At 57.4% G+C, this 12,847-nt stretch carries 10 protein-coding genes and 1 tRNA gene; 2 read left to right on the forward strand and 9 right to left on the reverse strand.

What is annotated here, in order from left to right; translation table 11 throughout:
* Position 1: 1 nt before the first annotated feature.
* From BSK21_RS11595 to BSK21_RS11605, 3 genes are all read right to left on the reverse strand, one after another.
* On the reverse strand, positions 2-265 hold the full coding sequence (locus tag BSK21_RS11595; RefSeq protein WP_067550708.1) for a hypothetical protein: 264 nt from the start codon (positions 263-265) through the stop codon (positions 2-4).
* A 93-nt stretch (positions 266-358) separates the two neighbouring features.
* A complete protein-coding gene (locus BSK21_RS11600) occupies positions 359-2,881 on the reverse strand; it encodes an ABC transporter permease (RefSeq protein WP_067550709.1) in 2,523 nt (840 codons plus the stop codon).
* The gene (locus BSK21_RS11605) at positions 2,878-3,558 is read right to left on the reverse strand and encodes an ABC transporter ATP-binding protein (RefSeq protein ID WP_067550710.1); all 681 of its coding nucleotides are present in this window, start codon (positions 3,556-3,558) and stop codon (positions 2,878-2,880) included. Before BSK21_RS11605 ends, BSK21_RS11600 begins: the two co-directional genes overlap by 4 nt.
* A 19-nt stretch (positions 3,559-3,577) precedes the next feature.
* On the opposite strand from BSK21_RS11605, the gene BSK21_RS11610 reads away from it, so the two are divergent.
* Positions 3,578-4,237 carry an arylesterase gene (locus BSK21_RS11610; RefSeq protein ID WP_067550711.1) on the forward strand — a complete coding sequence of 220 codons (660 nt, stop codon included), beginning with the start codon at positions 3,578-3,580 and terminating at the stop codon, positions 4,235-4,237.
* Entirely contained in the window at positions 4,234-4,533 is a 300-nt protein-coding gene (locus BSK21_RS11615) for a DUF1330 domain-containing protein (RefSeq protein ID WP_067550712.1), read from the forward strand. Before BSK21_RS11610 ends, BSK21_RS11615 begins: the two co-directional genes overlap by 4 nt.
* Here the strand turns inward: BSK21_RS11615 and BSK21_RS11620 are convergent.
* The 6 genes from BSK21_RS11620 to BSK21_RS15930 all read right to left on the reverse strand — a co-directional run bounded on the left by BSK21_RS11620 (position 4,520) and on the right by BSK21_RS15930 (position 12,612).
* Positions 4,520-5,647: an OpgC family protein gene (locus BSK21_RS11620; RefSeq protein ID WP_067550713.1), complete on the reverse strand. Its 1,128-nt coding sequence runs from the start codon at positions 5,645-5,647 to the stop codon at positions 4,520-4,522. The genes BSK21_RS11615 and BSK21_RS11620 overlap by 14 nt on opposite strands.
* Positions 5,648-5,656: 9 nt before the next feature.
* Positions 5,657-7,444 (reverse strand): glucans biosynthesis glucosyltransferase MdoH, encoded by a 1,788-nt coding sequence (gene mdoH / locus BSK21_RS11625; protein ID WP_067550714.1) that lies wholly within the window; start codon positions 7,442-7,444, stop codon positions 5,657-5,659.
* Between the two features lie 3 nt (positions 7,445-7,447).
* Positions 7,448-7,639, reverse strand: coding sequence for a hypothetical protein (locus tag BSK21_RS15925; RefSeq protein WP_156529593.1), 192 nt, complete (start codon positions 7,637-7,639; stop codon positions 7,448-7,450).
* A complete protein-coding gene (locus BSK21_RS11630) occupies positions 7,624-9,234 on the reverse strand; it encodes a glucan biosynthesis protein (RefSeq protein ID WP_074039030.1) in 1,611 nt (536 codons plus the stop codon). Before BSK21_RS11630 ends, BSK21_RS15925 begins: the two co-directional genes overlap by 16 nt.
* A 350-nt stretch (positions 9,235-9,584) precedes the next feature.
* Positions 9,585-9,659, reverse strand: a tRNA-Phe gene (locus BSK21_RS11635).
* Between the two features lie 133 nt (positions 9,660-9,792).
* Positions 9,793-12,612: a calcium-binding protein gene (locus tag BSK21_RS15930; protein ID WP_156894215.1), complete on the reverse strand. Its 2,820-nt coding sequence runs from the start codon at positions 12,610-12,612 to the stop codon at positions 9,793-9,795.
* Between the last annotated feature and the right edge of the window lie 235 nt (positions 12,613-12,847).

Here is a 12,847-nt window from a genome sequence, read left to right on the forward strand (position 1 = left end):
ATCAGATCACATAGCCGTGGATGCCCGTGGCCGTTGTCCCCGTCGCGTGGACCTCTTTGATCCCCACAGGCAGGATCGACTTATCGCCAACCGTCACAGTCCTGATCATGTCCGCGACGGTCTTCACGACCAACACACCACCCGTTTCGACGTAGAGCGCGACCGCAACGTCCGCCAATTCAACGCCATCAGCGGGCGTGACTGGCACGATGTCACGCGCCGGACCAGAGAGGGACAACGTGCGGTTCTGAAATGGGTTCGACATGGTTACTCCGTTCTGTCAGCGGGCAAATTCGCCCTGTTGACAGACACAATAACAATGCCGCGTTAATCCCCGTTCAATCGACCGTACGCTGGGTCATTCGCGGGCACGCAACACCCGCGCGGGCTTGGCAGCTAAGGGGCGCAGAGCAAAGGCCAAACCTGCGAGCAAAGTGGTTCCCATACCGCCCAGAACGATCAGCGCAGCGTTGGACCAGATCGGAGCAAAGCTCGTCTCCATCACAAAGGTCGTCACAGCCCAACCGCCTGCGATCCCAGCGATCAACGCGACAATCCCAGCCGCCAATCCCAAGAGGACCGAGCGGAGCGCGAAACTACGCAGGATCAACCGCCGATCTGCGCCAAGCGTTTTCAGGACCGCCGATTCAAATACCCGCGCCCGTTCGCCCGAGGCGGCAGCGCCGATCAGCACGAGGAACCCAGTGACCAGTGTGGCGAGCGCACCATATCGGGTGGCCGCAGCGATACCTGCGACGACGACCATGACTTGATCAATGGCATCACGCACACGGATCGCGGTAATATTAGGATAGCTATTGGCGAGGTCACGCAGGATCGCGGCCTCGGCTTCGGGTTGGGCGTAGACCGTGCTGATCCAGCTATGCGGCGCACCTGCGATGGCAGCGGGGTTCAACGTCATGACAAAGCCCATGCCTGCGTTGCTAAAGTCCACTTCACGGAAGCTAGTGATGGTCGCGGTGATGTCACGGCCAAGGATGTTTACCGTCACCTCATCCCCAAGGGTGAGGCCCATCTCAGCAGCTTCTTCGGCGGCAAAGCTGACCTGCGGCGGACCATCGTAACCCTCTGGCCACCATGTGCCTTCGGTCACGGTCGTGCCATCGGGTGGCGTATCGCCATAGGTCAGCCCACGATCACCACGAACAACCCAATGATCGATCACATCCGTGGCCTTTACCCCGTTGATGCGAGTGACAATCCCGCGCAGCATCGGTGCGGCTTCATAGTCTTTGACCGCTGGATCGGCGTCCAAACGCGCGCGGAATCCATCGATCTGATCGGGCTGGATGTCGACAAAGAAATAGGATGGCGCGACGTCGGGCAATTCATCCGAGATCGCCGCACGAAGGTTACCGTCGATTTGCCCGACCGCTGCGAGAACCGACAAACCGAGGCCGAGGGACAACACGACCGAGGTCGCCTCGCCCCCTTTGGCACCGATTGAGGCCAACGCCAGTCGTAGGGTCGGGCGACCCCGCGCGGCACGTCGGAACCTTCGGGCTAAGGCGCGAACGCCTTGGGCCGAAAGCACCAAAAGGCCCAGCGCAAAGGCGATCCCGCCCGCAGTCCAGATGGTCAAACGCACGGTGCCCGTGAACCAAATCGCCAACCCGATGAGCAACGCAACCAAAAGCACCGTGATCGCGATATAGCGGGCGGCAGGAAGGGTTGTGCCCGCGCCGCTTGCATCGCGGAACAGGGTGGCGGCGCGGATTTCCTCGGACCGCGCCAGTGGCCAGAGGGTAAAGAGCGCTGCCGTGATCAGACCGTAGATGCCAGCTTCGATCAGGGGGCGGGGATAGACGGCAAATTCGACAGGGATGGGCAGTTGCGCCGCGATCATGGGCGCGAACAAGAGCGGGATCAGAGCGCCCATGAGGATGCCCAAACCAACGCCGAACAGCGTCAGAATGCCGATCTGGATAAAGTAAGTCTGAAAAATAACCCGCCGTGTGGCGCCTAGGGTTTTCAGGGTCGCGATGACTTCGGTCTTGCCCGTTAGATAGGACCGCACAGCAGCCGACACACCGACGCCACCCACAGCCAAGCCTGACAACCCAACCAAAACCAAGAACGACCCGAGGCGATCGACAAAACGTTCTACGCCCCGCGCCCCATCGCGGCTATCGCGCCACCTCATCCCAGTGTCACGAAACCGCTCTTGAGCCACCTGTTCCAGCGCTGCGAGGTCGGAGCCCTCAGGCAATTTGAGGCGGTAGTTCGTGTCCATCAACGTCCCCGCCGCCAATAGGCCAGAGTTCGCGAGGTCACGCGTCAACACAATCGACCGAGGTCCAAGCCCGAACCCGCCAGCCGCGTTGTCGGGGTATTTCGCGAGGATCGCGGTGAGCACGAAATCTTGGGTTCCCAGGCGGACAGTGTCGCCCGCAACTACGCCCATCCGTTCGGCGAGCACACGTTCTACCACGATACCCGGCGTGCCATCCACGCCCGCAAGCGCCGCATCCAGTGGCATCGCAGGGTCCAGCGTCACTGACCCGATTAACGGATAGGCCGAGTCCACGGCCATGACCTGCGTCAGCCCGCGTTCGACCGTGTCGCGGGTCACAACGAGCATGGATCGGAAATCAACCGTCTCTGAAACGGTGTCCGCGATGCTCTCCATCCACGCGCGTTCTGCTTCAGAAGCGAAACGGTAGGTCAGTCCGACCTCTGCATCCCCACCCAAGAGCGCCGCGCTTTCGCGTTCTAACCCTGCGGTGATCGCAGACCGAACCGTGCCAACAGCGGCAATCGCCATGACACCCAGCGCCAAACAGGCAAGGAAAATGCGGAACCCACGCAGACCACCGCGCAGTTCACGGCGAGCGAACCGATAGGACAAGGACAGGCTCATGCGGCGGACCCGTCGATACGACCATCCCGAAGGCGCACCACGCGATCACACCGCGCCGCAAGGTCGTTCGAATGCGTTACCATCACGAGCGTCGCCCCATGCCGATCACGAAGTCCGAACAACAGGTCAATGATCGCCGCACCATTGGTTTCGTCCAGATTACCCGTAGGTTCGTCGGCCAACAGCAGCTTGGGCCGTGAAACGGACGCGCGGGCCAGTGCCACGCGCTGTTGTTCGCCACCCGACATTTGCGAAGGGTAATGATCGGCCCGAGACGCCAGACCAACCGCCGCCAATTCCGCCTCGGCCCGATCAAAGGCATCGCTGACACCTGCCAGTTCTAGCGGGGTTGCGACGTTTTCTAAGGCGGTCATGGTGGGAATGAGGTGGAAGGATTGGAACACAACCCCCATATTGTCTCTGCGGAACCGCGCCAGAGGGTCTTCGCCCATGCGGGTGATATCCGTGCCCAGCGCCGTGATCCGCCCCCCCGTGGCGGTCTCTAGCCCGCCCATCAACATGAGGAGTGAAGATTTGCCCGACCCGCTTGGCCCGACAAGCCCCAAGGTTTCCCCCTGCGCCACGTCCAGCGTAATGTCGTGCAAAATATCCACTGGTCCAGCATTGCCCATCAATGACAGGGATACATCTAAAAGGGACAATGCTGGTTTGGTCATAAAGAGGGCTTTCTGTTCAATGCTTTCCTACACATATGGGTCACTTCGCCGTGCCTGCAACATCGCTGCGGCAATTGTGATCGGCGCAAGCGCTGTTCAGGCCGAAACGGTCACTATTGCAGCACTGGGTGATAGTCTAACCCAAGGCTACGGGCTGATCCCCGAGGACGGCTTTGTTCCGCAGTTAGAGGATTGGCTGATCGACCATGGCGTGGATGTGTCCGTACTGAACGCAGGCGTGTCTGGAGATACAACGGCGGGGGGGCTGAGCCGTGTTGCCTGGACCCTGACGCCCGATGTGGATGCGATGATTGTCGCGCTGGGTGGCAACGACCTGCTCCGTGGAATTCCCCCCGAAGTGAGCCGTGCCAATATCGACGGGATTTTGACCGCTGCAGAAGATGCAGGCGTTCCAGTTCTATTGATCGGGATGGAAGCACCGAACAATTACGGCCCCGACTACAAACTGGCCTTCGACACGCTGTATCCAGACCTTGCCGCACGGCATGGGGTGCTGTTTTTTCCCAGCTTTCTGAGCGCACTCTATCCCGATGGCGACCTGACCGCTGCGCGTGACCTGATCCAAGCGGACGGCTTTCACCCCAATGCCCAAGGTGTCGAGCTCATCGTCGATGCAGTCGGCCCCACTGTCCTTCAACTGATCGAGCAGACCCAATGACCGCCAAAGCCTATTGGGTGGCCCATGTCACCGTCACTGATCCCGACCTCTACGCCGCCTACCGTCGGGCAGCCGCACCCGCGATTACAGCAGGTGGCGGTGTGATCCGTGTCTTGGCTGGGGAACAGGTTACAGGCGCAGGGAACGCTAGGCCGCAGACGGTCGTAGTGGAATTTCCGTCCCTCGACGCGGCGAGGACCTGTTATTTCGGTGAAGCCTATCAGGCCACTGTCGCCCAGCGAGACGCAGGGGCAGAGGTCGACTTGGTCATCGTTGAGGGCGTTATGCCGTCGTAGGTTTCGGCCAATACTGACGTGCCGCGGCCAGCGCAAATTGCGCGACGAGACCACCGCCGACCAGCATCAGGTCGGTCCACACATTATCGCCCAGCACGCGACCCACGCCCTGCAGCCAGATGCAAAGCACCGATCCCAAGGCAAACACAGGCAGCGCCTGACGACCCAAAAGGGCAAATGGTGCCATCGCCTTGGTTCCTGTGAGCCAACGCACACCGCTGAAGGCAGACAACACATAGGCCAACGCCAAGATGTGCAAGAGGCGCGGGACGCTCAGGAAGGTTTTGTCGAATGCGGTGATGAACCACGGCAGGTGGAACGTCTCTTTGGCGAGCCACATCGTTTGGCCAAAGACCTTTGAGAACGGAGGGACTTGGACCGTGAGCACACCGACGATCAACAGGAAGATCGCAGGCACCAAAAGCCACCATGTGACAGGCACAAAGCGTTTCCCCTGTTTGTAATAGACCCCAGTTAACAGGCCGACCACAAAGATGAGCTGCCAAGAAAACGGGTTAAAGAACCACCCACCCTGCATTGGGAAGTTTGGCAGATTGATCCGCCACATGGCGGCAGAGAACCAAAGCGCGATGGACGCCAATAGAACGATCCGCGGCGCGCGCCACGCGAAGTAAAACGCAATCGGCGAGACAAAGAGCAGCACGAGGTAAAGCGGCAGAATATTCACATAACCGAACTGATGGGTCATGAGGATCAACCCGACCGAGGTTTCTAGCGGGTTATACCACAAGTGCTTCATCGCGTTGATGAACAGGATCTCACCATTCCCCATCCACAGCGCAACCGAGGCCGCAGCCGCAACCGCTGCAAAGGTCGTCAAAATATGCACCTGATAAAGCGTCCATGCCCTACGCCACAATCGCGCGAGCCCTGTCCAAAGCCGCATCGAGTTGTCCTTGAAATCCAGGGAATAGGCGAGGCCCGCCGCGACACCGGACATAAACACAAACCCTTCAGCCGCGTCAGAGAACCCGAAATTTCGGTTGGTAAAGGCTTCGAGCACGTTACCGGGCACGTGGTTGATGAAGATCATCACAAGGCAGAGGCCACGGAACACATCAAGGCGCGGATCGCGTTGTTTTTCGGGAGTCATAACGGGGCCTTATTCGGCGAAAGGGACAGCATCGGCAGAGGTGTCCGCCTCTGCGCTTGCAGATGGTGACCACCGCGATAGGACATCGGCCTGTATCACCATGATCGGCGCTGCAGCGATCTCGGTCGGGGTGGTGAAAAGCGTTGGAAAACCGGGACGTGAGAGCCACGCGATCAGCAAGGGCGAGATCACCATCGGCAGGGCAACGGGCAGCAACCACGGCACCAAGGCAGGCGAGAGCATCTGCGCCGCTCCGATGACCGCTGCGCCTGTGAGAACAATCCAATAGCTCGCCGACCACGCATCGCCGAACGATAGGCTTCCATCGCCACGACTCTGCGCGGGCCAACCGCCATCGGCACCACGCAGGACTTGGCTCACCGAGCGGGTCTGGAACATCAGGAATATGGGCGCTGTGAGGGTCGAAAGTGCCACTTCGGCCAATGTTGAGGCAGCGGCTCGTAGCATCCCGCCAAAGCCAACGACCCGTCCGTCGAACCCAGCCTTGATCGCGATCAACACCTTGGGCAGGAACAACAGCCCAACAACGCCGACCATGAGGCTCAGCGCCTTGGACACTTGCGACACGGGCAAAACAGGAAAAGGCCAGTTTTCGATGGGGAAGTAATCAATCGGCGGTGCGAACAAAGGGGCCGCGATAGAAGCCGTCAAAAACGCCAGCCAAAAGACGGGCGCGATATAGGCGAGGATTCCTTGGAGAAAGACAAAGCGGCTCCATGGTTTCAGGCCGCGCGCCAGCAAAAGACGACTGTGTTGCAGGTTGCCTTGGCACCAACGGCGATCCCGTTTCGCGAAATCGACAATGTTTTCTGGGCCTTCTTCATAACTGCCCGCCAGATCATCATCGACCCGCACGACCCAGCCACCACGAGCCAGCAATGCGGCCTCAACATAGTCATGCGACAGGATATGCCCGCCAAACGGAGGACGCCCCGCCAATTCGGGCAGAGCGCAACACTGAGCAAAGGCACGAGTTCGCACGATGGCGTTATGTCCCCAAAACGGACCCGTACGCCCCTGCATCAAGGCCAAGCCACGGGCAAAGATGGGGGAATAGAACGTCGCCGCAAACTGCATCACGCGGCCAAAACGGGACCGCGCGTGAATGATATTCGGCAATGTTTGCAAAAGCCCCAGATCGGGCGTCGCGATCATGCGGCGCACCATTTCGATCATGGTGTCGCCTTCCATAAGGCTATCGGCATCGAGGATGATCATGAACTCATAGGCAGACCCAGAGCGTTTGATGAAGTCCTCGATATTGCCCGCCTTGCGACCCGTGTTTTTCACGCGGCGGCGATAGAACAGTCGTCCGTCCCCATCCGTCTCGCGCAGCAACCTCTCGAACCAGAGACGTTCCCGCGCCGCAATCGCATCATCCCGCGTATCCGACAGGATGGCAAAGTGGAACCGATCGCCCTGCCCTGTCTGATCAATCGACGCCATCATCGCAGCAATCCGCGCATAGGTGGCGACGGGGTCTTCGTTATAGACGGGGATCACAACGGCGGTGCGTTCGGTGAAATAACCCGCATGTCGCGCGGGAGGTTTGGGTTGGCTGAACAACCCCGCAATCGCGGTAAACGCACCCCAAGCCAGCCAGAACGTTGATGCGAAAATCAATCCAGAACGGACGAAATCCATCACGTCGATCCCGTCTGCGGCTCCGAATTCAAAAAACAGAGAAAACCCACCGTAGGCCGCTAGAATAGCCGCCAACAGCACAATGGTTCGGATGATCATCACCCGAACGGCTGCCCCGATGGGATGTGCCATCTATTATTGACCAGCCCGCGACGGCAGCAGCGTCAAAGCCCGCAACCAGCCCCGAACCGAGAATGTAATCGGCGCAGAGAGGTCTTGTTCAGGCATAGCCATCGGCGCATCGGGCAAGGTGCCTGCCGCGCTCATCAAACGCTCTTCCAAGGGTGCAAAGTGTCCTGTCGAACGATCCATTATGCGTTGATCCATTGATAGAGCCACACTTCGGTCAGACGTTGATCAAATCCGTTCACATAAGCGGAGAGCTCGACAACGGCGTCCGCATTCGCGCGCACGTCGATCACCAACCGCCAGATATCCGTTCCGCTGATTTTCTCGAGGGTATGGCCATAGATTTCGCCGCCCGTGGCGTTCAACACCGGCTCAATCTCTGCCTCGCCATCCAAAGCAGCCATCAAGCCACCTTTGAAATCGATCACAAATTTGCGGGTGCCTTTTTCGGCCTCGACGCCCGAAATGCCGCCATGGCCTGAACGGGTTTCAAACACCCAAGCCAAATCCGATCCAGCATTTTGGGACAGATCACCCCAACGCAAACGGTACGAATATTCACGATGGTCACCTGCAACGGCGCGATCTTCGGGGATCCAATAGGCAACGATATTGTCGTTCGCCTCGAGGTCAGACGGGATTTCGACGAGCCGAACATGGCCTTTGCCCCAGTCACCAACAGGCTCCACGTTCAAAGACGGACGCCGTTCATATCGTGCACCAACATCCTGATAGCTCGCGAAATCGCGGTCGCGTTGATGTAGACCAAAACTGCGCGGAACGGTTTCGCTAAAATACGAACCCGTCAGGCGCGGCGGATTGTTCAACGGTCGCCAGATCACATTGCCATCCGCCCGTTCGATCCGCAGTCCATCGCTGTCGTGGACGTTCGGGCGGTAATCATCCCAGCCCGCACGGTTCTTTTCGGAGAACAAGAACATCGATGTCATCGGCGCAATGCCCAGCTCGACCACATCCTGACGGAAATAGAGACGGCAGGTCACATCCATGAGCGTTTCAGCGCCCGGCTCAATAACAAAGCGGTAGGCACCCGTGACGCTTGGGCTCTCTAGCGCGGCATAAATCGTGAGGGTCGGACCACCGTTCTGATCACGCTCCATGTAGAACCGTGAGAACCGCGGGAATTCTTCGCCCTTTTGCGTGCCCGTGTTCAGCGCCAAACCGCGCGCCGACAGTCCATAGGCCGATCCACGACCCAAAGCGCGGAAATAGGACGCCCCCAAGAATGCAGCCACTTCATCCCATTTATCGGGGCGGTTCAGTTGCGCATTCAAACGGAACCCCGCCACACCCGGCAAAGCATAGTGATCGGGAACGCGGTCTTTCAGATCGTTGAGATATTCGAAATCATCGGTCGAAAAGACCATTTCGGTCGCGACACCGTTAGCAACTTCGAAAATGCGAACGGGTTCGGGAAACAGCCAACCCATGTGAAACGCTGCGAGTCGGAAATCTGAGCCGCCATCCTGCCAACGCGCCGCTTTGTCGTTGAAACGGATTTTCCGATAGTCGTCGTAATTCAACCCGTCGATGAAACCTTCGGTCACAGGGTGGGATTCATACACGCCAAGCGAGAGTTCTCGCATCTGTTCTGACAAAAGATCGAACGAAAATTGCTGCACAGCAGCAACAGAATTCTCCGCAACGACATCCGCCTCTTGGGCGTATGTCGGAACAGGCATCCCGAGGAGCGTTGCAGGAACCAGCCCTGCAACAAGAGCCAAGAGATCACGACGCGAAACAGACGCATCAGTCGGGCGCAAAGAGGCCATTTTCGTTTTACATCTCAATAGTTTTGCCGGAATCAAGGTCGCCAGCGGTTTTCAAGCTCCCAATTAGTGCCTCGCCCAGATTCTCCGCAAGAGGCAATGTAACAATCCTGTGGCACAAGCGTGTTACCGCCTGAATTCGGGCGCGATATCAGCAGGTTTTCGCACCTCTGGTTGCTGCAATTGCAAACATATCATAGCCGCAATGCAACCAACGCAGATCAGCCCATACGTGCATGGGCGGCTGGCACGACGTTGAGGGTCAAGAAAGATTGGAATGCAACGATGCCTAAGCGCATCGCAAAAACAACTGCACTGATCAAAAGCTACGTTATATCTGGGAGAGGTTTAAATGGTGCCCAGGGGCGGATTTGAACCACCGACACGAGGATTTTCAATCCACTGCTCTACCCCTGAGCTACCCGGGCACCGGTTAGCAAGAAACTCTGTTCCTCGCTGGGTAGCGGCGTTCTAGACAGGTAGCGCGGGGGTGTCCAGAGGCATTTTGACCGATTTTGAATTTGTTTTCCGAATTTTCGCGGAAAGAGGGTATTCCTCTTTCTAGCCCCTACCAGAGAGGTGATAGGAACTACGGAAGCCTTTGCTGTAACGGGCAACGACATCGCGATCACGCATGTAACCGATCACCCGAGCCAAAGCACCACGTGCAAAACCGCGCAAATGCGGATGCGGCATCAGCATCTTTGCGAGAATCGGACCAACGCGCCAGTAGGTCCAAATAAAGGCCCGACCGAATCTGTAGTGAACGAGGATTTCGTCCCGAACACGGCGCAGGTAGTTCACATCTGGATGGTAAGTGTCGCCGTAAGCGGCGGTTGCAACAAAGCACGATCCAGCACCACCATCCAAAGTCATATCGGACACGTCTTCACCACTGTAAGGCGTGGTGTCTTCTTCCTCGATCGGCTGGTTCATCGCTTGGATGATTTCGTCGACAGAGGGGATGACAGTAGCGTTGGCTTCATATTCGTCGGCCAGCAACGCTTTGGTATCGAGTTCGACGTCTACACTTTCTTCAAGCGGGAACGCTTCGGCGATCCGCATCAGGTAGTCGTCGAGAATATCAGGGTCGAATGCAGCCAACATAGCGTCAGCAGCATCGCCAGCATTTTCGAGATGATCGAGAAGCGACAGCGGATCAGCGTCTTCGAGGAAGGCATCAAGGTCGGCCTGATCGAAAGCGTTCAAAAGCAGCGGGAGGTTCTCTGCTGGAATGTTCTCGAGCAGCGCGTTGACGTCGGTGGTTTCCAGAAGGTCCGACAATTCGCTTGCGCTAAGATCTGACAGGTAATCCGCAACGTCCTCAGGAGATGCCGTCGTCAGGAAGTCTGCGAACTCGGTATCGCCACGCATGTTCTCAACACGGTCGAGCGTTGCTGCAACCCCTTCGGGGTCGGTGAAATCAACGAGCGAATTGGTCAGGTCATCCAACTGGCCAGCAGCGCCGAGCAGCTCAGTGGTGCCGCCGTCAGCGTGCAAGAAGATCAGGTCGTCGTCCTGAACGGTGACAGCGCTCATCAGATCATCAACAGTTTCATAAGCGCCCATAAAGCTGAGCGTATGTCCTGCAGTGGCATCAAAGCCCGTCACAACGGTGTCGCCTGTGGTGTCGATGAACAGATGTGCGCCTTCGCCCTCGATGGTAACGTCGTTTTCGCCTGCACCCGTGATGACGGTATCAGTGCCTTCACCCGTGGTGACGATGTCATTGCCTTCGCCTGTGACAAGCGTGTCATCGCCCGCACCACCGTCGATGGTGTCGTTGCCTTCGCCACCGAAAATGGTGTCACGGCCGGCTTCGCCCATCAGCGTGTCATCACCGAGGTTGCCCGCAATGGTGTCAGCGTGGTCTGTGCCGATCAGACGGTCAGAATAGTCAGCATACCGGTCAACTTTGGCGTCGTTGCCCCACATATCGACGCCCGTTCCAATCGAAAATTCCAGCTTAACGATGTCGTAGCCGTCGAGGGATAGATGGATGTCGCCGTCGCTCGCCGTGACTTCGTCACCCATAAAGGTTTCCGTGAATGGGCGTGACAGGTACGAAAGCGGATCACCTTCGTCCAAGGTGCTCGAGAACGGGTTATCGATGGTCGAAAGTTGCTGAACCCACAGGTGATCGTAGTCGCTGACGAGGTCGCCAACGTTCAATTCGATGTCGATGCCATCGGCGGACCGCGAGGCGAGGAAGATGACGACCTTTTCGTCATTGCCAAAGGCGTTGATGTCCACCTGATCCTGCGCAGTATCGTCGCCGATATCGCTAAAAAACCGCTGTGGATACGACACGTCGATCACTTGCGTATCAACGAGGCTGCGCGACATCATACGCATCACTTCGCCAGCCGGCGTCAGTTCGCTTGCTGTGCCACCAGGTGCGTCTGCGTCGTTATAAATGCGGCCAAGGCGGGTGTAGAGCGCCTTGTAGGTCGTGCCCCAAACAGACGCCTGATCGACACCGTGGACGGCCATGTCCTCGAACATTTCGATGATGTTCGACGCCTGCTCCATCCCGAATTCATTGCCGACGCGATTCTGAACGTTCCATTCCGAAACGTAGTATTCAACCTCGCCAAACCCTTTTGCGTAGGCGATGTCATCCAATCGATCAAAGACACCACCGCTGGACTGGATCTCGGCGTAGTCATCGGGGTAGTAGTGAGTTTCGATCACATCGATGGCACCACGGGCGTCCATGTCCATCTCGCCGATGATCTGAGGGATATCGTCGCGGTCCCAAGGCAATGCAGTCTGCATCGCGATTTTGGGAGCAACCCAATCAGGATCGCCAATTTCCACACGATACTGTTCAAACAGATCGTCCAGCTTTTTGGCCATCATGTTGACCATTTTGCCGTACTCGGCAGGGGTCTCACGGGCGCCGTCGTTCACCCAGTATTCGTTCCCGATGGTGACGGTGTCGAGCGTGATATCGCCATACAAACCGTGGATCAGGTCATCGATGTGAACAAGCAGGCCATCAACCGCTGCTTCATCAGGCAAATGGTTGCCAGCAGAGTCGGTGGCTGCAGAATAGAAATGCTCGGTCGGCAGAACCCAGTCGATTGTCGCGCCTTTGTCGGCAGCGTAGGCGACAAACTCTTTCGCGGTGACAAAATCATCTTCGAGATTGGGCGCATCTGTTAACGACCAGAATTGCTGCGAGGTGGCATTATCAGGCTCGAAAAGTTTTTCGGTGACTGTGCCGCCCGGAAAACGAAAAGAGGTCGTGCCCAATTGGTCGACAAACGTATCGTATTGACCGCCATCAATGGTGCCGTCTTTGGTAAACAGCGCATTAATGCCGAACATCTCGGACGATAATACGTCAGAAGCGTATCCATCATTTCCGATGATCATTTGCTGTACGATAGCCACGACAAACCCAACTGATGCGAGATGAAGAGAACGGCACCCGAACTCTGAGGACGCTTGTGCGCCTCAACTCAATCATCGCGGGAAAAGCTGTGATACTTAAGGAAACAGAGGTCTAACCAACGGTCACGACAGAAGAGTGACCTGACCAAATTCCACATTTCAGACCCTTAAAAAGAGTCAAATATACCCATTCGTATATTGTTTATATTTTTATGTA

It is taken from the genome of Marivivens sp. JLT3646 (genome assembly GCF_001908835.1).
GTDB lineage: Bacteria > Pseudomonadota > Alphaproteobacteria > Rhodobacterales > Rhodobacteraceae > Marivivens > Marivivens geojensis.

Bases quoted from the DNA above. Each gene is read 5' to 3' on its own strand.
- BSK21_RS11595 (WP_067550708.1), bottom strand. From the start codon at position 265: ATGTCGAACCCATTTCAGAACCGCACGTTGTCCCTCTCTGGTCCGGCG.
- BSK21_RS11600 (WP_067550709.1), bottom strand. From the start codon at position 2,881: ATGAGCCTGTCCTTGTCCTATCGGTTCGCTCGCCGTGAACTGCGCGGT.
- BSK21_RS11605 (WP_067550710.1), bottom strand. From the start codon at position 3,558: ATGACCAAACCAGCATTGTCCCTTTTAGATGTATCCCTGTCATTGATG.
- BSK21_RS11610 (WP_067550711.1), top strand. From the start codon at position 3,578: ATGCTTTCCTACACATATGGGTCACTTCGCCGTGCCTGCAACATCGCT.
- BSK21_RS11615 (WP_067550712.1), top strand. From the start codon at position 4,234: ATGACCGCCAAAGCCTATTGGGTGGCCCATGTCACCGTCACTGATCCC.
- BSK21_RS11620 (WP_067550713.1), bottom strand. From the start codon at position 5,647: ATGACTCCCGAAAAACAACGCGATCCGCGCCTTGATGTGTTCCGTGGC.
- mdoH (WP_067550714.1), bottom strand. From the start codon at position 7,444: ATGGCACATCCCATCGGGGCAGCCGTTCGGGTGATGATCATCCGAACC.
- BSK21_RS15925 (WP_156529593.1), bottom strand. From the start codon at position 7,639: ATGGATCAACGCATAATGGATCGTTCGACAGGACACTTTGCACCCTTG.
- BSK21_RS11630 (WP_074039030.1), bottom strand. From the start codon at position 9,234: ATGGCCTCTTTGCGCCCGACTGATGCGTCTGTTTCGCGTCGTGATCTC.
- BSK21_RS15930 (WP_156894215.1), bottom strand. From the start codon at position 12,612: ATGATCATCGGAAATGATGGATACGCTTCTGACGTATTATCGTCCGAG.